Annotated in this window: 11 protein-coding genes; 5 read left to right on the forward strand and 6 right to left on the reverse strand. The window is 52.2% G+C overall.

The genetic code is table 11. The features are described from left to right. Nucleotides 1–112 precede the first annotated feature (112 nt). The gene (locus ACYVF1_RS26665; RefSeq protein WP_461084700.1) at nt 113–820 is read right to left on the reverse strand and encodes a response regulator transcription factor; all 708 of its coding nucleotides are present in this window, start codon (nt 818–820) and stop codon (nt 113–115) included. 366 nt (nt 821–1186) lie between these two features. Between ACYVF1_RS26665 and ACYVF1_RS26670 the strand changes: the two genes are divergently transcribed. From ACYVF1_RS26670 to tkt, 3 genes are all read left to right on the forward strand, one after another. Continuing rightward, nucleotides 1187–2338, forward strand: coding sequence for an AI-2E family transporter (locus tag ACYVF1_RS26670; RefSeq protein WP_461084702.1), 1152 nt, complete (start codon nt 1187–1189; stop codon nt 2336–2338). 172 nt (nt 2339–2510) lie between these two features. Continuing rightward, nucleotides 2511–3794 (forward strand): Gfo/Idh/MocA family protein, encoded by a 1284-nt coding sequence (locus ACYVF1_RS26675; protein ID WP_461084704.1) that lies wholly within the window; start codon nt 2511–2513, stop codon nt 3792–3794. 125 nt (nt 3795–3919) lie between these two features. Next, complete coding sequence (gene tkt, locus ACYVF1_RS26680) at nt 3920–5941, forward strand: transketolase (RefSeq protein WP_461084706.1); 2022 nt, start codon at nt 3920–3922, stop codon at nt 5939–5941. A 134-nt stretch (nt 5942–6075) separates the two neighbouring features. Here tkt and ACYVF1_RS26685 read toward each other — a convergent pair whose 3' ends face one another. The 5 genes from ACYVF1_RS26685 to ACYVF1_RS26705 all read right to left on the reverse strand — a co-directional run bounded on the left by ACYVF1_RS26685 (nt 6076) and on the right by ACYVF1_RS26705 (nt 23311). After that, the gene (locus ACYVF1_RS26685; protein WP_461084708.1) at nt 6076–6591 is read right to left on the reverse strand and encodes a putative immunity protein; all 516 of its coding nucleotides are present in this window, start codon (nt 6589–6591) and stop codon (nt 6076–6078) included. Nucleotides 6592–6721: 130 nt separating this feature from the next. Beyond that, nucleotides 6722–7630, reverse strand: coding sequence for a T9SS type A sorting domain-containing protein (locus ACYVF1_RS26690; RefSeq protein WP_461084710.1), 909 nt, complete (start codon nt 7628–7630; stop codon nt 6722–6724). A 44-nt stretch (nt 7631–7674) separates the two neighbouring features. Then, entirely contained in the window at nt 7675–9204 is a 1530-nt protein-coding gene (locus ACYVF1_RS26695; protein WP_461084712.1) for an Ig-like domain-containing protein, read from the reverse strand. Nucleotides 9205–9269: 65 nt separating this feature from the next. Next, nucleotides 9270–12854 carry an Ig-like domain-containing protein gene (locus ACYVF1_RS26700; protein ID WP_461084714.1) on the reverse strand — a complete coding sequence of 1195 codons (3585 nt, stop codon included), beginning with the start codon at nt 12852–12854 and terminating at the stop codon, nt 9270–9272. Nucleotides 12855–12916: 62 nt separating this feature from the next. Beyond that, nucleotides 12917–23311 (reverse strand): Ig-like domain-containing protein, encoded by a 10395-nt coding sequence (locus tag ACYVF1_RS26705; protein ID WP_461084716.1) that lies wholly within the window; start codon nt 23309–23311, stop codon nt 12917–12919. A gap of 572 nt (nt 23312–23883) precedes the next feature. On the opposite strand from ACYVF1_RS26705, the gene ACYVF1_RS26710 reads away from it, so the two are divergent. Further along, entirely contained in the window at nt 23884–24588 is a 705-nt protein-coding gene (locus ACYVF1_RS26710; protein WP_461084718.1) for a LytR/AlgR family response regulator transcription factor, read from the forward strand. 163 nt (nt 24589–24751) lie between these two features. Next, the gene (locus ACYVF1_RS26715) at nt 24752–25573 is read left to right on the forward strand and encodes a universal stress protein (protein ID WP_461084720.1); all 822 of its coding nucleotides are present in this window, start codon (nt 24752–24754) and stop codon (nt 25571–25573) included. Nucleotides 25574–25643: the final 70 nt, after the last annotated feature.

The following is a 25643-nucleotide window of genomic DNA, read 5'->3' on the forward strand; positions in this document are numbered from 1 at the left end:
AAAGTTATAGGGTTATCGAGTTGCAAAGTTGCGTATCCACGCCGGGGCCGACGCGCTCATAAACTTTACAACCCGATAACCCTATAACCGCTCCGGCGGCCCGGTTTATAACTTACTCCGTCCCGTCGGTAAACATATAGCCTACACCTTTGAGGGTTCGGATGTGAGTGTCGCCGATTTTCTCACGGAGCTTACGGATGTGTACGTCGACGGTACGTTCCAAAACATATATATCAGCGCCCCATATTTTCTGAAGCAGTTCTTCGCGACTACAAACTTTGTTGGGATGCTGAGCCAGAAAGAAAAGCAGTTCAAATTCTTTCTTGGGCAGGATTACCGACTTGCTGTTCTGCGTAACTGAGTAATTCTTACGGTTGATAATCAGATCGGCAATGGCAATTTGTTCGCCGGGATCGGCTTTCTGGGCTTCACGACGGAAGAGAGCGTTGATGCGGCTCATCAGCGCACGGGGCTTGATGGGCTTGGTCAGGTAATCGTCAGCTCCTACGTCGAAAGCAGCTACCTCTGAGTATTCTTCTGAACGAGCCGTCAGGTAGAGAATATAGGTTTGACGTAGTTCCGGGATTTCGCGGAGCTGCCGACCCGTTTCGATACCATCCATGAGCGGCATCATAATGTCGAGTAGCACCAGTTCGGGCAAATAGGTCCGGGCTATTTCTACAGCTTTACGACCATCTGTGGCGGTTTTCACATCGTACCCCTCTTTGATGAGGTTGTACTCGAGCAGTTCTACGATGTCAGCGTCGTCGTCGACGACTAAAATGCGATGTTGGGGTTGAGCAGCTTTAGCAGCACTCATACGAAGTGTAGTTGGTGAAAATATCTTGGCTTGTTAGTAAGTTGCCAGTACGTTGGTTGACACGAAGTTACGTGGCTTAGCCACAACGTTACCAATCGAGCATGCATCCTTAACAAAAACTTAACAACAATTCAGCAAAAAGAAGATTCTGTTTCATCCTGGAAATGAGTTTGTTCAGGTTTACATTTTTCCGAACAACAGGGCACCAAATCCGTTGTTTATACTTTCTGACCTGCCTTCGTTAAGGACCGTTTAAACTCTAAGATACAAGACTAAAATGAGTGTTTTGTTATAGTAATCACAAATGTTTAAACAGGTTCTTAATTCAGATTACAGCTAAAGATACTACCCTCATTACACACTCCTATGAACCGTCATTTACCAGAGGTTGAACTTCCTGCTTACGCAAAACTTGTCTGCGTGCTCCTTTCATTGGTCATTATTGTTTACGGGCTCCACGCGCTTGAGGGTCTGTTAGTACCTTTAGTCTTTGCCATCTTATTTTCGGTCTTACTATTTCCGCTGGCAAGGCGGCTCGAAAACTGGAAAGTACCGCGCGTTGTTGCCATTGTCATTTGTCTGTTACTGACCTTAACGGTGTTGACGGGGTTATTTTACGCCATTTCCATCCAGATCAGCAGTTTTGTTGAAGTAGTTCCAAAATTCACTCAACGTGGGAGAGAGTACATTAAAAGTTTACAAACGTTTGCCGACGAACGATTAAATATCGACCGCCAACGGCAAATTGATGAAGTAGGTAAATACCTGGATCAGGCAATTTCGGAAGCGGGGAACATCATTACTACTACGTTACTGACCACCACCAACATCATCAGCAACTTGTTGTTAATTCTGCTGTTTGCTTTTTTCTTTCTGCTCTACCGCGATTTTTTTCGATCCTTTTTTTACAAAGTCTTCAGCGACACGCGCCGGTCGGTTATCGATACGATTATGAGCGGTATTTATAACGTAGTGAAAGACTACATGGCTGGTTTGGTGCTGGTTATTCTGATCATCGGTACGCTAATGACCGTTGGGCTGCTGATTCTGGGAGTCGATTATGCGGTTTTCTTTGGCTTTTTTGGCGCCTGTTTGGTGTTGATACCCTATTTCGGGCTTTCGCTCGGTTCGCTGATTCCGGCGGCCTACACGCTCGTCACGCAGGACAATCCAATCAAAGCGCTGGGCGTTGTTGGCGTTTTTCTGTTTGTACAGGCGCTCGAAGGCAATTTCATTACGCCCTACATCATCGGGTCAAAAGTGAGTATCAACCCATTGGCGGTCATTATCGTGCTGATTATCTGGGAGAACGTCTGGGGACTGGCGGGTCTGGTGCTGGCTTTACCGATGACGGCCATTTTAAAAGTCATCTTCGACGCCTTAGATGATTTCAAGCCCTATGGTTTTCTGCTTGGTGAAGCCGAAAAACCGCGTCCGCCCATAAAAAACCTCCACGAGTTGGCCGAACAATTACCGAAACGGGTGAAAAAAGTAGGTAAAACGGAAGAGAAAACGTAGCGAGTTATGCGTAACGTAGTGCTACGTTGAAAAGATGGGTAAATGCATACGTTCAAGCCCTTTTGATGTATGCTAATCAGTGTGTTGAGTCAGTGTTACGTAGGCCATTAATTGAAGTGATGGCCTACGTAACACCGACTCAACACATTGCCAATCCTAACTCTTTCACAGCATGATACCTCAGGTTAATCGTCGGGATTTCCTGAAACAGAGTAGCGCGGCTGCGCTCAGTATGGCTCTGTTTCCCAGCATGAATCGCAAAGTCGCGCCCAGCGACAAAGTACGTGTGGCGCACATCGGCATAAACGGCATGGGAACGAATCACCTGAACTGGTTTGCCAAACTGCCCGAAGTCGACGTAGTCGGTTTGTGCGACCTCGACCAGACTCACCTCGACAAAGCCCTTTCTACGTTAAAAGGAATTCACCCCGACACTACCGCAAAAACCTACACCGATTTCCGCTACCTGCTCGACCGCAAAGACATCGACGCCATTACCTGTGCTACCCCCGACCACTGGCACGCGCAAGTAGCGATCATGGCGTTTCAGGCCGGCAAGGATGTTTATGGCGAAAAGCCGCTCTCCTACAGCGTTCGCGAAGGGCAGAAAATGCTGAAGGCACTTAACCGCTACGACCGGATTTTTCAGTTAGGAACCCAAATCCATGCGGGTGACAATTATCACCGGGTCGTCGAAATTATTCAGTCAGGCGCCATTGGTAAAGTGCATACGGTACGTCTCTGGAAAACCGGTTTTCCGCCTGTACTTGGCCCGGCTACTTACCAGACGCCACCCGCTACGTTAAACTGGGATATGTGGCAGGGTCCCGCGCCGGTTTCGCTCTACACACCCGAACGGTGTCATTTTACGTACCGCTATTTTCTGGATTATTCGGGCGGCATATTCCAGGATTTCTGGTGCCACATTGCCGACGTAGTGTGGTGGTCGATCAACCCAACTGGACTCAAGCGAATAACCGCCAAAGGCGAAGCGCCCGAAGGCATTGGCGACGCGCCAAAATGGATTGACATCGATTACGAATTCGATGGCTTAAAACTGCACTGGACCAGCACGCCACCCAACGTAGCCGGTGCCGAAAAGCGAGGTATCGGGGCTTTTTTCGAGGGCGATAAAGGTACGTTGTTATGCGACTATAACACCCGTGAAATTACGATCAACGGGGTGGTGATGAACGACGTAGCAGAGGTGCCCATTACGTTGGTGCGGTCGCCGGGGCACCAGCAGAATTTTATCGACTCCGTAAAATCGCGCAAGCAGCCCGAATCGAATCTGGCTTACGCCCGGCAAATGACGATGCCCATGCACCTCGGCCTGATTTCGTACCGGCTGGGCCAATCGCTGGAATGGAACCCACGCAAAGAAAAATTCAGGCATAATTCGGAAGCCAACGCCCTCCTCTCGCGGACGTATCGAAAGGAATGGAATTTGATGTAGTGATTATAAAAACGAATTAATTTTCAGGACACTTACCCTGCTACGTAGTTACTTCTTAAAAAGGCTGGTCCAGGCCGCTACCGTCCGCCGTAGCGGCCTGGACCAGACAAATCAACATAGTAACTATGAGCAATTCATCGAAAGACATCGACCAACGTAGCATTGATACCATCCGGCTCCTGTCGGTCGATGCGGTTCAAAAAGCGAATTCTGGTCACCCTGGTTTACCGCTCGGCGCTGCTCCAATGGCCTACGTATTGTGGTCGCGCTTTTTGCGCTTCAATCCCAAAGATACCCACTGGCCCGACCGCGACCGATTCATCTTATCGGCAGGACATGGCTCGGCCTTGTTATATAGCCTTCTGCATTTGTATGGCTATCCTCTCTCGCTCAATGATTTAAAGAAATTCCGGCAAATCGATTCGATAACGCCGGGCCACCCCGAGTCGCATTTGACAGAAGGCATCGAAGTAACGACGGGGCCGCTCGGGCAGGGATTTGCCAATGGCGTGGGCATGGCAATGGCCGAAGCGTTTCTGGCTGCTACGTATAATAAAGAAGGCCATAACATTGTTGATCACTACACGTATTCAATCGTCAGTGACGGCGACTTGATGGAAGGAATTGCGTCGGAAGCGGCTTCGCTGGCCGGGCACCTCAAGCTTGGGAAACTGATTTATCTCTACGACGATAACCTGATTTCGCTGGACGGCCCTACCAATCTGGCTTTCACCGAAGATCGTATGGCGCGCTTCGATGCATATGGCTGGCACACGCAGCACGTAGCCGATGGAAACGACCTCGACGCAATCGAAAAAGCCATTCGGGCCGCACAGGACGAAACTGAACGCCCATCCATTATTGCGGTACGTACCATTATCGGATATGGCAGTCCGCAGGAAGGTACCAGCAAAGTTCATGGTAGTCCGCTGGGTGAAGAAAATGTTCGCAAAACGAAAGAGTTTTTTGGCTTTGATCCCGACAAATCGTTTGTGGTTCCCGACGACGTAAAGGAACATCTGCACGAACTCGGCAAGCGCGGGGCCGAAACCCAGGCCGATTGGAAAAAGCGATTTGCTACGTACGCCGAACAGTTTCCGACCGAAGCCACTACGTTCAATCAGTCATTTTCGGGAAAATTACCAGACGATTGGGCTGACGATCTCCCAATATTTAAGCCGGAAGATGGCCCGCTCGCCACTCGGCAGGCATCGGGAAAAGCGCTGACGGCATTGAAACAGCGGGTTCCGTTTTTGTTTGGAGGCTCGGCCGATTTGGCGTCATCGAACGATATGCCCACGAAAGGCGACGTTAGTTTTCAGCCGGGGCACTACGAAAATTCGAACATCTGGTTTGGCGTGCGCGAACACGCGATGGGAGCCGCCATCAACGGTATGGCCCAACATGAAGGTGTGCACCCTTACTGCGGTACGTTCCTGAATTTCTCCGATTACATGCGTGGGGCCATTCGGCTGACTGCCCTGGCTGAATCACCCGCTACGTTCGTTTTCACACACGACAGTATCGGTTTGGGCGAAGACGGCCCTACGCACCAGCCTGTCGAGCAGGTGATTTCGCTACGTACCGTCCCGAACCTGACGGTGATACGTCCGGCCGATGCCAACGAAACTGTAGAAGCCTGGCGCGTAGCCATGCAGCAGCCCCGAAGCCCGGTTGCGCTGATTTTGAGTCGTCAGAAATTACCAGTTCTCGATCAGACCAAATACGGCTCGGCGAAAGGAGTCGAGAAAGGAGCTTATATCCTGAGTGAAGCCGACGGTGACCCCGAACTCATCCTAATTGCCACTGGCTCAGAGGTATCGCTCATACTGGAAGCTCAGACTGAGCTTAAAAAGCAAGGTATTGCCGCCCGCGTAGTCAGTATGCCTTCGTGGGAACTGTTTGATCAACAGAGCAAGGAATACAAGCACAACGTGTTACCGCCCAACATTCGAAAACGGCTGGCGGTAGAAGCCGGTTCGCCCATTGGCTGGCATCAGTACGTAACGGACGAAGGCTCGGTGATTGGCCTGAATCGGTTTGGTTTATCCGGCCCCGGCGAAGAGGTGATGGCGTACTTTGGTTTCACCGTTGAGAACGTAGTGAAACAAGCCAAAAACGTTTTGAAAGGCGTTGTCAGTGATTAGAGTTGTCAGAGCAACTTAACGTAAACAATGAATCAGCGAGCGGGCTTGTGGCTGCCGCTGGGGCTTCAGAAGACTAAGCTTGTCGAAGCCCCAGCGGCAGCCATGTACTCTTATCTCATAAAATAACGTACCATTTAGCAGGTAAAAACAGACCAGCAGATATCATTGCGCAATCGTTGGTCATCGAGGACGAGATCACGGATTTTTTCGGGAAGCTGATCTTGTTGCCACTGGCACTCCTGCTGCCGAGCTAGTTCTTTTTTGTCATCTGAAGTGGCAGCCATCACGGCTCGGATAGCATAGGCCGCAGCCCCTAGTTCGTGGGCAGCCACATGCGCTACTGCAACCGCCTGACCCGCCGACAAGGCCGCAAATTTCGCGGCACCATCTACTTCTCTGGCGGCTGCATTTGCAGCAAAAGCAGCCTTATGGGCCTGTTTCATAGGAATTTCTCCGTTTACCCAGGCCTGCGTTAGTTCAAGGGCGCGTCGTGGCCGATCATCATTGGGCCGCATTTCTTCAAAAAAATGCAGGACATGTCGCGCACATTCGGCCGCCCAGACTGCTAATAAGTGATGATCTTCGTCTAGTAACGTACCGCCCCGACGAATGGTAATAAATCGCTTGTCACGGATTTTAGGAAGTATCATATCAGCCTTATGTTTCGCTCATTTACCAACAGCCTAATCAAGCGAACGGTTTTGGTGAACACAGAAAAAACGGGCTGGAGTTTCTTTTCTCCTGGCCCGTTTCGTGTTCTTAATCTGTATGAACGTACCGTTACTGTTTCACAATCTTCTTGGATACCCGTTGCCCCTGCACCGTGCTACGTACGAAGTAAACACCACCCGGCAAGCTGGAAACCACAAATCGGGTGTTGTTGAAACCAGCTTTCGCATCCAAGGAATTGGTTTGCCTGGTATTTCCCTGATTATCAATCAGGTCAAACTTGACGCCCGGCTGATCGGCAGAACTGAAATATTTCAGCTCAATTACGTCTACTGTTGGGTTCGGATATGCCTGCAATGATAGCGTAGTAATATCTTCTCCTTCACCTAGTTGCGCAATACCCAGCTGTTCCTGTTTCTGCTTCAATACTTCATCCAGTTTAATTACGCCGTTCATCTGCTCGATTGGATGAGCCGTCATTGTAGCCCGCTGACCTGAGCGCGTGTAAAAACTACTCCGGATATGGAGCGCCATTTTTGAATCAGCGAAGTGTACAAACGGGTCGTCGACAGCTAGTACCTGAACCCGCTCAGGACTCCCTCCCTGCCCTTTAAACGTAAACAAGGCCACCGGTTCGCCCTTGGTGAACGTACCGTAATTGGTTTCCTGCGGATTTTTGCCAATGATGTAATACGCCCACTGAGAGTCGCCCGCAAAACCCTCGGGAGTCGTTAATTTATAGGGCTTTTTGTCCCAGTTGCCCCTTAAATCACGCAGATCCGTTAACTCAAAATTAGCGGGCACTTTTAGAGAGAATTGCGCCGTTGCACCCCGGTCATCGGCTTCGGGATTATTAGCGTTTGGCGTATCATAGTTCGGAACGATCCAGGCGGTAAACAGCCCTGTTGCCGGATCATGCGTTACCATAAACCGGACATCGCTGTTCGAGACCATTACGTTCGTTTGCGCCCAGGCCAACGTAGCACTGAGCCAGATAAGAATAAGTTGTATGTATTTCATAGTCAAAGTTTTTTAGCACGTACCGTTTCCGACCAGTGCTGTATTTATCTAGATCTTGTCACCAGAAAGGGAACACACTTGGGTGGCGGACAGCAGTCGCCATTTTCGACGATAATTGGGCAGCATCCACCAATCGGACAAGCGCCACTGGCTGAGGTTATTGTATAAACACCTGCCTGCGTCAGAGATAGTGAATTACCCGTTGCGACCAGATTTCCATTGAGGAACCAACGAACATCCTGATAACCACTTGGTACGTTCGCGACGACGATATTGTCCGCGCAAAGACGTATCGGAACACTCGTACAGGCCGATGCAGTATTGTTCGAAAGATTAACTTCCTGACTGCCCGTTGCGCTCACATTAGCCACATTGACCAGAACCCCCTCAGACTGCACCCGAACAGTTAATACCAACGTAGCAACTCCACCGGATGCCAGATTGCCCACAGTCCAAAGGCCCGTCGTTGCATCGAAACTGCCCTGAGAAGCCGTTGGTGTAGTAAGCAGCACTACCGAATTGTTACGGGTTAATGAATCCGTAACAACAACTCCCAGCGCATTGCCAGGGCCCAGATTCTGAACGGTTACCGTGAAACTAACAGTACCGTTAAGAGTCGTTACCGACTGACTCGCCTGTTTTGTAATCAGCAGATCGGCGGACGGAGGAGTTGCCGAAATCACCGTGAGGCTGACAAGCGCCGACGAACAAAGGGTTGGCTGAGCCCCGTCGCAAATCGTATACGTAAAACTGGCGGGTCCGCTGAATCCGGCGGCTGCTACGTAGTTCACTGTACCATCAGCGTTGACGGTAGCTGTACCCGAGCTTGGGGGACCTATCGTAACAGTAACGCTCGTTGCGCTCAAGGGTTGCCCGTTACGTGTATCGTTCGCCAATATAGGAATGGTGATCGACGTACCGGCCGTCAACGTCTGGCTATCCGGGTTGGCCAAAAGTGCCGAGCACTGCGCGGGTGGTCCTACCAGTGTCTGAAACTGCTCCAGTGGATTTTGATTTCCACTCGTTGGTTGCCCCGAGTTCGAATAAAAACTGTTGCCTACGTTGAGCGAGTAACGCTGGTAGGCAGCTGCGATGAATGGGCTTCCGGGTTCCAGCGGACTGATGGGACCAAAGCATCCATTACCCTTAAACGTAAACAGAGCAACCGGCGTGCCGCTGACAAATCGACCATAATTGGTTTCAACTGGTGCCTTCCCAATCACGTAATAATTGACAGTCGGGTCCAGGCCAAACCCGTCCCAGTTCTGCCCCGGATTCCCCGGTCCGAGTTTGAGGAAATCTGTCGTCCAGCTTCCGCGTATACTGACAATGTCTGAAATGACAAAGGCTGTTGGGACTTTGAGGGTAAATTGAGCAGTACCTCCCTTCTCCAGCGTGTCCGGATTATTCGCGTTCGGCAGATTATACTGAGGTACTACCCAGGCCGTATAGCGGGTGGTTGCCGGATCATAGGTTACCTGAAAGCCCACTGCATTGGGAGACAGTTGGGCGTAACCTATCCCAATGTTCAGCAGCAAAAAGCTCCAAATCAATACGCATACGAATTGTTTCATCGACATGGCGGTTTTCAACGGTTATAAATAGGTCAGCCCGGCGAACCAGACTGACCCCTGATCGATTACGGCAACTGTTCTCGAATCGAGAAGAAGGGCAACCGGAAGCTATTGCCCGGATGATTCTTGATCACGTTCGAGTAAATAAACTCAACATCATTACCCGTACCCTGGAAAACCACGAAACCGTCCATGTTTACGTCGCCCGACAGGTAGCCCTTTATCCGTACATAGGGTAATCCCAAACCATTGTTTGGCGAGTTAATGACCTGCTGATAAGGTGTGTTCACATCATTACTCGTTCCCTGGAAAATCACCAGATTATGCGGATAATTGGCAGCATTGTCGTTCAGGGCATTACCCGCCCACATCGCTACGCCCTGCTGCACGACCACCTGCGACTGATCGGCTGTGATCTGGGTGTAGCTGGTCGTTCCCGAGCTGGTATACGTAGGGGTATTGGGGTTCCGGAAGTCAACAGTAACTGCCGTTGGCGATAAGGCCAGCGCTGATTGGCTCATGACGGCCAGGTGGTTACGGTGCCGCACGGCTACGTAGTAATTACCCGTTAATGCCTGATTGAAGGTCAGCGATGAAACACCATCAATGTCCACTACGTCGCCATCACGCTGGAGCAGAGCCGCCCGGCTGTCAACGACGGTTGATACGCTGGTTGGCGAACGAAGTTCAACGAATACCCAGTCTACGATGGCATTGCTACCAGTAACGGCGCTTACACTGGCCGACAACGTACCAACCGGCGTAATGGGGTTAAACGAGCCATAGGGATGCGCAGCGGGTAACAAACCATTAAACCGTAGATCGTCGCGCATGAGCGCACCGGACGTAACACCAAAGAGCGCACCCTGTAGGAAAACCTGTGGCGACACCTGAACGACCGGCGAACGTATTACGGCGGCTGTTGTTACCGTTGCTACGTTGTTGGCCGGTGTGGCATCGCCCGCTGGTACGACGGTATTTACCGTGAACGTTTGCGGCTGACCAACTGTGGCTAAACCTGCTACCACCGGAATCGTAAGGGTTTCGCTGGTGAGCGTCGTTAGTGAAACCGATTTGACGCAGGTGACCAACTGTCCACTGACCGAACAGCTGAATCCGTTGGACGTAGTGAATCCAGGCGCGATTGATACGTTGGCAGGTAACGTAAGGGTTACGGATACAGGACCGGCGTAATTACCCGTTCCGACGTTGCTTACCGAAATGGGTAAGCTGCTGGCAACGGTCGCGGTAAGGCTAGGCGCTGGTCCAAATGCAACAACCAGATCCACGGCGCCATTCGGCGGGAAAACGGTTAAATAAGCCGTTGCCGTAGTACAGGCTGGCCCCGCTCCATTGTCGCAAACCTGATACAGGAACGAATCGGTACCGGTGAAACCGGCCGCAGGTGTATACGTAAAACTACCCCCGACGGTCAAGACCAATGACCCATTCGCAGGCCCCCGCACAGGCGCAGTAAATACAGCCTGGATATTTCCTTCCAGATCCTGATCGTTGGTCGATACGTTGCCTGTGACGGCAGTATTCGTAAACGTACTATATGCATCGTCATAAGCAAACGTCTGGTTTGTTGCCGGATTTGGGCGAACCGTCACCGTAACCGTAGCCTGATCGCAGAGCACAGGCGAGCCGTTATCACAAACCTGATACGTAAATGTTTCGACGCCCGTAAAGCTGTTCACCGGCGTATACGTAATCGACCCGTTGGCGTTGATCGATATATTACCATTTACCGGGAATGTTACCAGAATAGGTTGTCCCAGCGGCTGACCGTCTGGGTCGCTGTCGTTGGCTTTTACAAAAATGGTGACCGGCGTATTTGGCGTTGTAGTGGCCTGATCGTTCTGGGCGAGCGGAGCGTCGTTGACATTGGGCGAATTGTCGCGAACCTTGATCGAAACCAATGCCGTAGCGCATACGGCCCCTGTATTACAGACCTGATACGTAAAGGAATCGTTTCCGGTGAAGCTGCTGGCCGGTGTATACGTGTAATTTCCGGCCGCTGTCAGTACCAGCGTACCATTAGCAGGGCCCACCGTAGGCGTAGCGTTTACCGTGAGCGGCAGCCCCGCCGATTCCCGATCGTTGGTCAGTACGTTTCCGGTAACGGCTATATTTCTGACCGTCTGATTGAAGTCATTTGCTGGCAGCGGACGGCTGGGCGATACCGTAACCGTAACCAGATTGGTGGAGCACTGACCCGGCTGAGAAATATCACAGGCTGTATAGCTGAACGAATTGACGCCGAAGAACGCTGGAGCTGGCGTATACGTAACGGTTCCATTCGGGTTCACAACGGCTGTTCCGTTGGCGGGCTGACTGGCCAGGGTAACCGCTACGTTGGTAGCGCTGGCAGGCAGGCCATTACGTGTGTCATTGGCCAGCACCGATACGCTGACGGGCGTTCCCGATGCCGTAGTTATCTGGTCGGGGTTGGTAACGATTACGGTATTAACCGTCAGACTGACCGCTGCCGACGCACACTGACCGGGCTGAGCTATGTCGCAGATTGTATATGTATACGAAACCGGTCCTGAGAAGCCAGGCGTGGGATTATACGTAATGGTTCCATTCGCATTGACGACAACCGTTCCGGTAGCAGGCGGAGAACTAATGCTCACCGTTACGTTAGTTGTGCTGGCAGGCTGACCGTTACGTGTATCGTTGGCCAGTACCGTTGTCGTCACGCTTGTTCCGGCGTTGGTCGTTGACTGATCGGGGGTAGCGACAAGAACCGCGCCCACCGTGAGGCTGACCGCAGCCGACGAACAGATGGTTGTCTGACCCGGCGCACAAATGGTATACGTAAACGATGCAGGCCCCGAATAACCAGCGGGTGGCGTGTAGGTAATGGTTCCGTCTGCATTGGGTGTTGCCGTTCCCAGGGCGGGTGGCACACTAACTGTTACGGTAACCGTATTACTAACTGGCAGCCCATTTCGGGTATCATTGGCCAAAACCGACAGGCTGGCAGGAAGGTTGGCCGTCACGGTATAACTGTCCGGATTTGCCTGAAGTACGGCACACTGGGCAGGAGGTCCCGCAAGGCCCCGAAACTGTTCAAGCGGAGACTGGTTCCCCCCCGACGGCTGACCCGATCGAGAGTAAAAGCTGTTCGCTACGTTGAGTGACAAAGCGTTGTCGGCAGCGGCAATGAACGGATCGCCCGTTGGCAGTGGAATAATTTCACCAAAGCAGCCATTGCCCGCAAACGTGAACAACGCCACCGGCGTACCGGCCGTAAACCGACCATAGTTCACCTCGTTGGGTGCTTTACCGATAACGAAGTAATTGTAATTCGCATCGATTGTGTTAGGATACGTTTGGTTGGGATTGCCTGGCCCTAATCGAATCGGGTTCTTATCCCAGCTACCAGCCACATCCTGAATGTTGGTAATGGAAAACGATGCGGGCACCTTAATCGTAAACTGTGCCGTACCACCAAGTTCATCGTTAAGCGGATTGTAGGAGTTCGGTGTGGCATAGTTAGGGACCACCCAGGCCGTATATCGACCGGTGGTTACGTCGTAAGTCACCTGATAGTCGACGACGTTCGGTGACTGCTGAGCCAGAGCGAGATAATTTCCGAGCAGGAAACATCCCCACAACAAACACGTAAATAGTTGCTTCATTGGTTATAACTGTTTTGGATTGATACTACTTTAGTTTGGGTGATTGTGTAAAGTCTTTGTTTTCATGGTACCTGTTCGCGAATGATGAAGAACGGCACCTTCAGCACGTTGCCGGGATGGTTCTTCACCGTGTTTTGATAGATATATTCGACGTCGTTGCCTGTTCCCTGAAAAATCACCTGGCCGTCCATATTGATATCGCCCGACAGATACCCCTTTATTCGCACATAGGGCAGCCCCAACCCATTACTTGGCGAGTTGATAACCTGCTGGTAGAGTTGGTTGACGTCGTTACTGGATCCCTGGAAAATCACCAGGTTACGGGGCTGATTGGCGGCATTATCGCCGAAGGCATTACCCGCCCACATCGCTGCCCCCTGCTGCACCACCACCTGTGCCTGATCGCGTGTTGCCTGCGTATAGCTGGTTGTTCCTGTACTGGTATAGGCGGGGATGTTGATATTTCGAAAATCGACGGTAACGACTGTAGACGATAAAAGCAGCGCCGTTTGACTCATCACGCCCAGGTGATTGCGATGCTTCACCACTACGTAGTACTCACCCAGTGTACTCTGCGCGAAGCTCAATGAAGACACGCCGTCAACGTCCACAATGTCGCCATCCCGTTGCAGCAAGGCGGCCCGGCTATCCAACGTAACACGAGGATCGCTCTCAGAGCGGAGTTCAACGAACACCCAGTCCACAATGGCGTCATTGCCGGTAATGGCCGTCACACTAGGGGCCAACGTACCGACGGGCGTAATCGGATTCAGGGCCGTATACGGGTGCGTAGTCGGCAGATAACCACCTACACGCAAATCGTCGCGCATGAGCGTTCCCGACGTAACACCGAAGAGCGCTCCCTGTAAGTAGACCTGTGGCGATAGTCTAACCGTAGGCAGTGGCGGCTGAACCAGAATAGAAACCGTCGCTACGTCGCACAGACCAGCCGTGTTGCACACCTGATACGTAAAGCTGTTTGGTCCGGTGAAGCCCGCTGCCGGGGTGTAGGTATAGCTCCCCGTTGGGCTCATCACTACTGTGCCGCTCGCGGGCTGACCGGCTGTGTAACTTAGGGCTAGCGCCTGCGGATCATAGTCATTGACGGATACGTTCCCCGTTTTAGGCGCGTTGATTGGCGTTAGAACAAAATCATCGACACTTACCGGCGATAACGTAGTACCAGCTGGCGGAGTAGCCAATACGTTGAGAGTCACGGTTGCTGTTGCGCATAAGGCGGGCGTTGCGCGGTCGCAAATCCGGTAAGCGAAGCTGGTCACGCCGGTAAACGTACCGGGCGCTATGTAGGTTATCGATCCGTCGCCGTTGACGAACGCCGTTCCCTGGGCAGGCTGAGCCAGAAGGGTGGGATTGGTTAATTGCCCATTCAGCGACGTAGCACTGTTGGGATCGGTATCGTTTGCCAGTACGAACAACGTAACGGCCTGATTCTGATAAACTCTTACGTTATCATTCGTAGCAATCGGTTTTACATTACTACCATCTGGGTCGACCTCTACGTTGATACTCACACAGGCGCTACTACTCAACCCTGCCGAATTACTGGCACTGTAGCAGAAACTAGCCACACCCGTAAAGTCGGCGGATGGGGTAAACGTGTAGCTTCCATCCGGGTTTAGCGTTACCGTACCGCCCGCTGGTGTTCCTAGTAACGTAGCAGTTAACGGTAAACCTTGCAGGTCGCGATCATTCGTTAGTACGTTACCAGCCACCGCTACGTTAGGCCGAGTAGCTGCTACGTCCGGTAACGTTATCGGACTCAGCGCCGTAACCGTAATTGTTGCCGTGGCAGTGGCGCATACGGGTGTACTAAGCCGGTCGCAGATTTGATACGTGACGGTATAAGAACCCTGAGTCGTTCCTATTGCTACGTCTATTGAACCAGTCGCCGAGTTGAGCGTGATACCTGTTGGGTACGTACCGACTGGCGATAACGTAGCGTTACCACCCGCTCCCAACGTAGCTGGTTGTCCGTTCACTACGTCATTAGCGGCTACGTTGATGATAGCCGAGCCTCCGCTGCCGCTACCCACTGTTCCTGAATCAGGATTAGCCGTCACGCTTTGGGTAACAGTAATTGTGACAATCGTGGTCGCACAGGTTGTCGGAGTGAGTTGATCGCAAAGCTGATAACCAACCGTATACGTACCCGGCGACGTACCAATTGCTACACTAATCGAACCCGTCGTGGTATCCAGGGTGATTCCGTTAGGATACGTGCCAACAGCCGCAATAGTCGCATTGCCGCCGGTGCCCAGTACCGCCGGGTTGAGATTGACCTGATCGTTGGCCGCCACATTCAGGACAGCCACCCCGCCCGCGCCGGCAGATACTGTACCACTATCAGGCACCGGACTGATGCAGGAAGAAACCGTTACCGTTACCGTTGTTGGCAGCGACACACATCCCTGAGCCGACGTAGCGGTGACAGAATATTGAGCTGTACCCAGTCCGGCGGTGAAACTGGCTACGTTGCCGGTTATGCCGCTTACATTGGCCGAAAAGGCATAGCTAGTGCCGCCACCTGCTGTCAGGCTGATGGGTTGGCCGTAGCAGGTCGTGAGCGAATTGACCGCCAGCGTAGCGATCGGCAATGGATACACGGTCACATCGGTACTGGCCGTCGCCGTGCAGCCATTAGCATCGGTCACCAGCACCCGGTACGTTCCCGACTGGGCCGGTGTCGGGTTCAGCACTACCACCGGATTTGCCGTACCGAGGTTGCCGTCCGGCCCACTCCAGGCGTAGCTGACATTGCTGACCGGATTGGCCGTCAGGCTGATCGGCTGGCCGGTACAGTAGGTGGTACTACCGAGTATCGAGACAATCGGTGGAGACGGCACCGGGTTGATGGTGACGCTGGTAACCGGCGATTCGCAGCCGGTCGCGTTATCCCTTACTCTCAGTTGATAAACATCCGGTTGAAGGCCCGCCTGCGATGCCGAAGCCTGATACGAAACCCCGTTGTTGAAGCTATACTGCACGCCCGATGCCGGTGTCAATACCTCGATGGTGCCGGTCAGGGTGATGCAGGTTGGCTGGGAAACCCTGACCGTTGGTGCACTCGGCAGCGGATTGGTGGGCAGGGTTACACTAGATGCCGCCGTGCAGCCATTAGCATCGGTTACCACCACCGAATAACTGCCGCCACTCAGCCCCGTCAGATTGGGCGTGGTCTGGGCCAGCAGTCCCGTAGATGCACTCCACGAGTAGGCGTAGGAAGGTGTCCCGCCCGTTACCGTACTGGTGATGGTTCCGGTTGCCTGACCCGCACAAACCGGACCGCCCCCCGTCAGCGAAACTGTCAGTAACGGCGGTTGTGTGATGGTGGCTACCTGCGTCAGCGAACAGCCATTGGCATCGGTTACCACGACCGAGTAACTTCCAGCTACCGTAGTGAGTGTGCTGGCACCGGTCGTTTGTGTCGATGAGATGAGGCCGCTGGTATTGTAATAACTGATGGTATAGGGCGTTGTGCCGCCATTCGTCGTAACCGTGATGGTACCCTGTCCGCCAAAGCAGCGGGCATTGGACGTCTGCGTATTTACGGCTAGCGGATTGGGGGTCATGACCATCACGGTAGCCGTGTTGCTCAGACAGCCGCTGGCATCCGTAACGACCAGACTATAGGTATCGGCAGTACTGAATGTCGGGTTGGGCGAGGTCGAAATAACGCCGGCGGCACCCGAGCGATACCAGGCATAACTGACCGGTGGTGAGCCGCCCGTCACCTGCGTGGCAATCGCTACGGAAGGCATATTGTTTGCACAAACGATGCTGGTGTTGAGAATTTGCGCCAATGGCGTTGGTTTGACCGTCACATTCTGGCTGGCTACGGCGGTACAGCCATTGGCATCCGTCACCCGCACCTGATACGTACCCGAGTTGGCGGTCGTGCTGTTGGGAATAATCAGCGGATTACTACTTCCCAGATTGCCGCCTGGCCCGCTCCAGGCATAGGTAAGCCCTGTGGTAGGATTGGCCGTTAATGAAATAGGTTGTCCGGCGCACAGGGAGGTACTGCCCGAAATGGTTGGCTGGGGCAGGGCGTTTACCGTAACCGTGCCGGTGGCTACTGCCGAACAGCCCAATCCAGACGTGACCGTTACCGAATACGGATTTACACCCACAGTGGTTGGCGAAACAACTAAAAGCCCAGTCGTATTCGAATTACCGGGGCCAAATCGATAACTGTTCCCTCCTGTCGCGGTCAGTGTTACACTGGTGCCATTACAAATCGATGCGGATGAGAGTGTGGCCGTCACCGAGGCATTCACGGTAACCGTTGCGGTACTCGTCGTACAGGCGGGAGTGCCAATGGTTGAACAAAGCTGATAAACCAGGGTATAGGAGCCTGCTGCCGTACCGGTGGCTACATTGATGGCCCCCGTGCTTGTATTCAGTGTGATGCCGGGTGGATAGGTGCCTACGCTGGTTACTGTAGCGTTGGTACCCAGCACGGCCGACTGTCCATTGACTAGGTCATTGGCCGCTACATTATTGATTACTATGCCCGTACAAATTGTTCCGCTGTCGGGCGTGGGGACAACGCTGGGTACGACCGTCACACTTACCGTCGTGGTGGAGCAGGTGGAGGTCAGTCTATCGCAAATCTGGTAGGCTATGGTATAGGTTCCCGGTGTTGTACTCAACGCGACGCTGACCGCACCCGTCGTCGTATTTAGCGTAATGCCGGTGGCGTAGGTGCCTGACAGGAAAAGAGTCGCATTACCTCCACTACCCAGCGTGGCGGGCAGCCCGTTGACAAAATCATTGGCCGCTACATTGGCAACGGCCGTGCCACCAGTTCCGGCACTTGCCGTACCCGCATCCGGATTAGCCACGACGCTGGGCGTAACGGTAATGGTTACAGACGTAGTAGCACAGGTGGGTGTCGTAAGCCGGTCACAAATTTGATAGCCAACCGAATACGTACCGGGAACTGTGCCCTGAGCTACACTAATTGAGCCAGTTGCCGTATTCAATGTAATTCCTGGCGGGTACGTGCCTATTGTTGTCAACGTAGCATTACCGGGACCAGTCAACGTAGCGGGTACGCCGTTTACTACGTCGTTGGCTGCTACGTTGGCGACGGCCGTTCCACCTGTACCAGCGCTTACTGTGCCTGCATCAGGGTTAGCAATTACACTGGGGGTTACAGTCACATTGACTACGCCCGTCGTGCAAGTCGTCGTGCCGACTGTGCTACATAACGAGTAAACTAATGAGTAGGATCCGGGTGCCGTACCTTGCGCTACACTTACGCTACCGGTACTGGTGTTCAGACTGATACCTGCTGAGTTCGTGCTAACCAGACTGATACTGGAGTTTGCGGACGTAGCCGGAAGGCTGTTAACTAGATCATTAGCACGCACATTGGCTACCGCCGTACCACCTGTTCCGGCTGAAACTGTACCCGCATCCGGGCTGGCTGTTACACTAGGCGTAACGGTGATCGTCACCGACGTAGTAGCGCAGGTAGGTGTGGCAAGTCGATCACAAACCTGGTAAGCTACCGTGTATGTATTTGGCGTAGTACCGGCGGCCACACTTACGCTACCGGTCGTGGTGTTAAGGGTAATACCTGACGGATAAGTGCCTACTACGGACAGGGTAGCATTACCGGGACCAGTCAACGTAGCGGGTACGCCGTTTACTACATCATTGGTAGCTACGTTCGCCACGGCTGTGCCGCCCGTACCAGATGAAATTGTACCGGCATCAGGGTTAGCGACCACGCTGGGTGTAACGGTAATCGTTACCGACGTAGTGGCGCAGGTAGGTGTTGTTAGCCGATCACAGATTTGATACGCTATTGTGTACGAGCCGGGGGCCGTTCCCTGCGCAATGCTGACACTACCTGTAGCGGTGTTCAGGCTGATACCAGAAGGATAAGTACCTATTGTTGTCAACGTAGCATTTCCAGGTCCACTTAACGTAGCGGGTACGCCATTTACTACGTCGTTAGCCGCTACGTTAGCTACCGCCGTTCCGCCCGTTCCGGCTGAAACCGTACCCGCATCCGGATTAGCCACGACGCTGGGCGTAACGGTAATCGAGACGGATGTAGTGGCGCAAGTCGGTGTTGCAAGCCGGTCGCAGATCTGATAGCCAACCGTATATGTACCTGGAGCCGTGCCCTGAGCCACACTGATTGATCCAGTAGCCGCATTTAGCGTGATGCCTGGGGGATATGTACCGACGGTTGTTAACGTAGCATTGCCGGGTCCACTTAATGTAGCTCCTACCCCATTCACTACGTCGTTGGCCGCTACGTTGGCGACGGCCGTTCCACCACTACCGGCACTCACCGTTCCCGCATCGGGATTGGCGACTACGCTGGGCGTGACAGTGATAGTTACCGTCGTAGTGGCACAGGTGGGTGTGGTAAGCCGGTCACAAATCTGATAAGCAATGGTATAGGTACCGGGCGCTGTTCCCACGGCTACGCTCACTGAGCCGGTCGTTGTATTCAACGTGACTCCATTGGGATACACGCCAACGGTTGTCAACGTAGCATTCGTTGCCAGATTGGCAGCTACTCCATTCACTACGTCATTAGCCGCTACGTTGACGACGGCCGTTCCGCCAGTCCCTGCCGAAACCGTACCCGCATCGGGATTGGCGACTACACTAGCCGTAACCGTTAGGTTGACTACACCCGTTGTGCAGGTTGTCGTACCTAAGGTGCTGCATAAGGAGTAAACCAACGAATAGGTACCGGGGGCGGTGCCCTGCGCCACACTGACGCTGCCGGTGGCTGTATTGAAAACAAGGCTCGCCGAACTGCTACTGACCAGACTCAGACTGGAGTTGGCACTGCTAGCGGGTAAGCCATTGACCACATCGTTGGCCCGAACGTCGGCAACAGCGGTTCCACCGCTACCCGCACTCACCGTACCCGCATCGGGGTTGGCGACTACGCTGGGCGTAACGGTGACGGTAACCGTTGTGGTGGCGCAGGTCGGCGTGGCAAGGCGGTCGCAAATCTGGTAGCCGACGGTGTAGGTACCAGGTGTGGTTCCCTGTGCCACGCTGACACTACCTGTAGTGGTGTTCAGGCTGATACCAGAAGGATAAGTACCTATTGTTGTCAACGTAGCGTTTCCAGGTCCACTTAACGTAGCGGGTACGCCATTTACTACGTCGTTAGCCGCTACGTTAGCTACCGCCGTTCCGCCCGTTCCGGCCGAAACCGTACCCGCATCAGCAACAGGTGCGACGCTGGGGGTGACCGTTACGTTGGCGACACCCGTAGTGCAGGTAGTGGTGCCTAGAGTGCTACACAGCGAGTAAACTAATGAGTACGCTCCCGGTGGAGTACCCTGCGCTACGCTCACACTGCCGGTTGCAGTGTTAAGAACCAGGCTGGCCGAACTAGTGCCGACCAGACTCAGGCTGGAGTTCGCACTGGTAGCGGTTAATCCGTTGACCAGATCGTTGGCGCGTACGTTGGCGATGGCCGTTCCGCCCGTACCGGCTGAAACCGTTCCCGCGTCGACTATAGCGGTAATGCTGGGCGTGACGGTAATGGCTACCGTAGTGGTGGCGCAGACGGGCGTTGTAAGCTGATCGCAGAGTTGATAGACGAGGGTGTAATTACCCGGCGTGGTGCCAACGGCCACACTGATGCTGCCGGTTGTGGTATTGAGGGTAATACCCGGGGGATACGTACCGACTTGAGCCACTGTAGCATTTCCCCCTGCTCCTAACGTAGCGGCCACTGTATTAACAACGTCATTGGTCGCTACGTTGGCTACGGCTGTGCCACCGATTCCGGCACTCACCGTGCCCGCATCGGGTCTGGCGGTTACGCTTGAACTGACAAAGGCCGAGACAACCCCTGCATTATTCGTTACGCTTGCTTCGGGCGTTGTGGTCGTTACAAGTGCACTGAAGCTCAATGTCGTTCCGGCGGTAGCTACTCCCGGTGTTATCGGCACTATGATCGTCGAGCTGGCACCCGTAGCCAGGATTGCGGAGCTGGTACAGGTAACATTCGACCCTGTAGTGACGCAGGCAAATCCACCACTCGTGAACGATGCGGGCGTGACCACATTCGCCGGAACAATCAGGGTAGTCGTTATCGGGCCACTGGTTGCCGCCGAACCCGCATTGCCAATGATAATCGGCAGGTTACTGGTTTGGCCAACCAGTAATGAAGGCGTTGGCTGGGCTAAAGAAAGGGTCAGATCTGGTAATCCAATCACGGCAATTGTTGACGAGCACGTGCCGGTCGCCTGCGTAGATGAAACCGTTACGGTGCGGGTTCCAACGGAACCTGATCCGTCATAAGAAATAGGAATCTGTAAGGCGGTCTGACTGGCAACCAGCGTTAACGTGGCGGAAGTTGGAGACGCAGTAAATCCCGGACCAGCTACAGAAACGATAACCTGACCGTCGCGCGTGGTAGTGACGGGAATGGTTAAAACACCTGTTGATGGACTACCGGTCACAAACGTGCCCGTTACGGTGGCGTTGGCGCAGTTTCCGAAGGCAAAAGCACCTTCCTTGACCCGCCATAAAACCTGAGTGCTATTAGATGGGTACTTTGTCAGTGGATTAGTAATGTTGGCGCTGGCAGGACCGAAAGCCGCCGTATTCGCATCATTATTATTGTCCAGACCATCTCTGTCTGTATCCGTCGCTGACACGGTCAATCCAGCTTCACTAACGTCGGTTTTTGTATCGTTATCACTGTCTAAATCGAGGTAATCGGGCGTGTCGGCTCCGTCGGTATTAACAGGTGTTAGTCCCCCGGAAGCAGAGTAAGCGGTTGGGAGCCCCAACGCCGTGACGGTTGTGTTCGATGGGACATAGCTGTTTGTAGCCTGTGCCTCAACGTTATCCGGAATACCGTCGCCGTCCGAATCCAGATCAAGGGCATTCGCGATTCCATCGCTATCCGGATCGGCCAGAACGCCTTCTGTATCATCTAATATACCGTCGTTATCGTCATCTATATCGTTTGCATCCGGAATGCCATCACCGTCTGTATCAAGTACGGGCGTACATGTTGTTGTGGCATCGAATACAATGGCATTGCTGCCATCGAACGTGTATCCAGCACCCTGCGTTTCTAATTCTGTTCCATTTTTTGTGTAGGTTATATCAAAAGAAGATAAGCCCACAAAACTGAGCGCTACAGCATACCGGGGCGAGTCACCACTCGACTGTTCGGCAGTGCCCTCAAAACGGTAGGCATTGCCCTGATCAATTGTTGCGGTATTGGCGGGTACATTTAACTTAAAAGAATATATCGCCGACTTTGCTATGGAAATTCCTTCCAGACGGCTGACTGCCGTACCGCTCGTAATTTTGTCTATATCTCCCAGAGTAAATGTTCCCTGAAAAGGAACTGGCGTGTTTGTACCGGATGCAACGACGGTCCAGCGAACGGAAGCCTGCGAGTTGGCACCGTATAAGATGAACTGGGCCTGTGTACCAGTATTCGCAAAGTTGACGGGGCTCGTTGTGGAAACAGGAAGCGCATTTGTCGTTGTATAACTCAGCACCCTACCAACAATATCTACAGATTGGCCATTTATGGTAGCTACGTTACTATACCGGGCTGTTTTAGTGAGTCCCGAACCCGAGCTTGTCGGTGCCGAAAATGTAAAGACGGTAAATCCGTTTTGTCCCGGAATGGGGCAGGCAGCAACGCGAATTCCTACCGTCGCCGATGTTGTGAGGGTACAACTGTTGGCGTCGGTTACAGTTACGGAATAAGTGCCCGTCGAAAGGCCACTTACGTTCTGACTAGTAGCATTTGTGCTCCACCGATACGTATACGGCGTGCGACCACCCGCTACAGTAAGATTTATAGCCCCATCGGCAGCGGTGGAACTGCTGGCGTTGGTGACGATAGGGGTTGCCGTTAAGGTGCTGTATTGCACGAATGGAAAAAAGACCGGCGTACTCGACTGAACGCCAACGGCATTTGCGATTACAACCTGAACCTCATCAAAAGGCAGCGTTGTCGTAAACCCGAGCGCAACCTGTCCTGAACCTGCCAACTGTGGCATACTCATCAGTGTCGATGAGGTCGATGATTCCTGCAACGTACCGCCCAGATAGGTTCTGATAGTGGTTGACGCCTGTAGATTTGAACCCAGTGCCGTATTAGTGCCTATTACGTATCCAGCAATGGCCCCCGCCGGAACGGTCGTGCTGATTCCAACGGATATCTGGCCACCGCTACCCTGAAGATTCGACGCGTTTATCGACGCCGAATTGACCGTGGACGCATCAGCTACGTTTGCCGCACTGGTAACGCTGCCAACGCCAATAATACCCAAAAGACCGCCTACGCCACCCGTACGTGCCCCTACAACCGTAGCGCTGGGATAGTTGGTAACTGTCAGATTTCGGTAATTACAGGGATAAGTCTGTGCCTTTACAGCTATTGGGCAGACGATAGTAAGTAGTAGGGCCAAGGGAATGCTTACCCATATCAACCGCATCAAATAGTTGTGGTATACAGTGCATTCCATAAAATAACGTGAGCATCGCAATAGGGCTTAACTAGCGACAGATAATTGAGGTCAGATAAGCCTTTTTAGCGCTTTATTAGTATAAGTTTATCCAATTAGCTAACTATTCAATTTATTAGGGATTACAAAAATAAATAAAATGTTAACTGATTGCTTTTTATGATAACAAAGCCTATACGAAAAATATAGATTTGGTGACCAACGTCAAAAAAAGGTGACGAAAGGCAGCAGTAGAGAGGATTTGATACGTTCTTTCGAACGCTGACGGAAGCGTGAGCACCTTGTCAATTTTGATGCCAAATAGTAGCAACTTTGGCCCAACGAAACCTTTACAAAAGAACTTCAGTGAGCATTTATTTCAGTGTCAGGCTGTTATATAATTCGTCTGGCTTCGCTGATCGAAATGGGTAAGTAAATGGATAAACAGTCACGTTCGATAACTATTTTAGCCCTAAAACAACCCTGTTCTCAGGATAAGAAAGTTTAACGATTATTCACTAACAAGTGGTTAGTCTATGAATGCCTTAATTGTTGTAGATGCAGATGAATGTGCCAATGAGATAGCGTCGTTTGTGGAATCGCTAGGCTACAAAACAGTACGAAGTAACAACGCTTCTGCCACGATTGACCTGCTCAAAACCCAGTCGATCAATCTGATTATTTGTGAAACGCTGATAAACAAAGACGATACAATCGCCTTACTCCGGAGCATCTCTAACCTTCAAAGCTCCATTATTTTCATCAGCGACTGTCCCAGCGAGGAGACGTACTTACGGGCAGCGGAGTTTAATCACGCCCATTTTCTGGTGAGGCCGTTTCATGCCTTAACGTTACGTTCGATGATCGACTCGCTGGCCAGCCATACTACGACGTCTGCTACGTCAAAAGGAGTTAACGTTCGTAACTTCAACGGTCAGCGGCTTTCAGTATCATTTGATAAAATACTCTATATCAGCACCGACAAAAATTATTCGACCATTCATACGCAGCAAAACCATTACGTACTAAAGCAATCACTGGTCAAGCTCAGCAAAGCGTTAGATAGTCGTTTCGTGCAGGTTCACAAAGGATTTTGGGTCAATATCGACCGAATAACACAGGTGCATTTAAATCGAAATCAACTACATATAAATGAGTCAGTTATACCTATCGGAAAAACATATAAAAGTCAATTCGCAGCGCGGTGGCAGGACTACAGAAAGCCGCAGCCAGTTATCTGAAGTCTGGATAAGCCTGATTTGCGCAGAGATGACAATAAACAGTATATAAACTCCTACTAATCAGCAGCTAATATGACTTGTGTCATCATTGGCAGGGTTTCGATTGTGTTGTTTTGTCGTAGTACAAACACGAAACAATACTCTGAAGAAACACTCCAAAGCCATGAATACATTCGTCGTTGCTACTGATTTTTCTGCTAATGCCAACAAGGCGGTGCATTTTGCCTGGCGATTGGCACATACGCAAAACGCAAAGCTGGTTTTAGTAAACGCCTTCCATTTCTGGCCGACTAATCCGGCTGAAATGGGCGGCAATTTCCCCCTCGATGACAGCACCCTTTTCGATGACAGCCAGAAGCGACTTCATCAGCTGGCGAAGGAGTTACAACAACGTTACGACGATTCGATACCTATACAGTGCATCACCAAAGAGGGCTATGCCATTCCAGCTCTTCGTGAAGTCACAGAAACCGAAAAGGCCAATCTACTGATTATGTCTACCGTGGGTTCGGCTCCTCAGAGCGCCCAGCTATTGGGCAGCGTAGCAACGGAAATGGTAGGCGAAACGGCCGTGCCGATACTGCTCATTCCGCCTTCCGTCAGCTACGAAGAATTGAAGAATGTGGTATTAGGCATCGACCTTACCACACCACCCGACGCCCTCGTGTTCAGCACGGCGCTTGGGTGGGCTCGTCACCTTGGATGCGTGGTTAACGTACTATGTATCAACGACAATCCAGACGACCCCGTACTCAAAAACCGAGCCGTACATGTCCGCCAGCTGCTCGCCCATACACCGCATACGCTGACCATTTTGCCGGGCAAATATGTGTACAAAACCTTACTCGGCTTTGCGCACGCAAACATGGCTGACTTGCTGATGATGCTTCCACAAAGCCGCAACTGGTTTACGCGCCTGCTGAGCGAAGGAGAAACTCAACGCGTTGCCCGCCTGACCGACATTCCATTAATGGCAGTAGTTTGACGAACGTATAACTGACTGAAACCCTTCTTCAGGCAACGTGAATCATTGCCTGAAGAAGGGTTCTCAGATC

The sequence above is a fragment of the Spirosoma flavus genome (assembly GCF_054778555.1).

Coding starts and splice junctions, on each gene's coding strand:
- ACYVF1_RS26665 (WP_461084700.1), bottom strand. CDS start 820: ATGAGTGCTGCTAAAGCTGCTCAACCCCAACATCGCATTTTAGTCGTC.
- ACYVF1_RS26670 (WP_461084702.1), top strand. CDS start 1,187: ATGAACCGTCATTTACCAGAGGTTGAACTTCCTGCTTACGCAAAACTT.
- ACYVF1_RS26675 (WP_461084704.1), top strand. CDS start 2,511: ATGATACCTCAGGTTAATCGTCGGGATTTCCTGAAACAGAGTAGCGCG.
- tkt (WP_461084706.1), top strand. CDS start 3,920: ATGAGCAATTCATCGAAAGACATCGACCAACGTAGCATTGATACCATC.
- ACYVF1_RS26685 (WP_461084708.1), bottom strand. CDS start 6,591: ATGATACTTCCTAAAATCCGTGACAAGCGATTTATTACCATTCGTCGG.
- ACYVF1_RS26690 (WP_461084710.1), bottom strand. CDS start 7,630: ATGAAATACATACAACTTATTCTTATCTGGCTCAGTGCTACGTTGGCC.
- ACYVF1_RS26695 (WP_461084712.1), bottom strand. CDS start 9,204: ATGAAACAATTCGTATGCGTATTGATTTGGAGCTTTTTGCTGCTGAAC.
- ACYVF1_RS26700 (WP_461084714.1), bottom strand. CDS start 12,854: ATGAAGCAACTATTTACGTGTTTGTTGTGGGGATGTTTCCTGCTCGGA.
- ACYVF1_RS26710 (WP_461084718.1), top strand. CDS start 23,884: ATGAATGCCTTAATTGTTGTAGATGCAGATGAATGTGCCAATGAGATA.
- ACYVF1_RS26715 (WP_461084720.1), top strand. CDS start 24,752: ATGAATACATTCGTCGTTGCTACTGATTTTTCTGCTAATGCCAACAAG.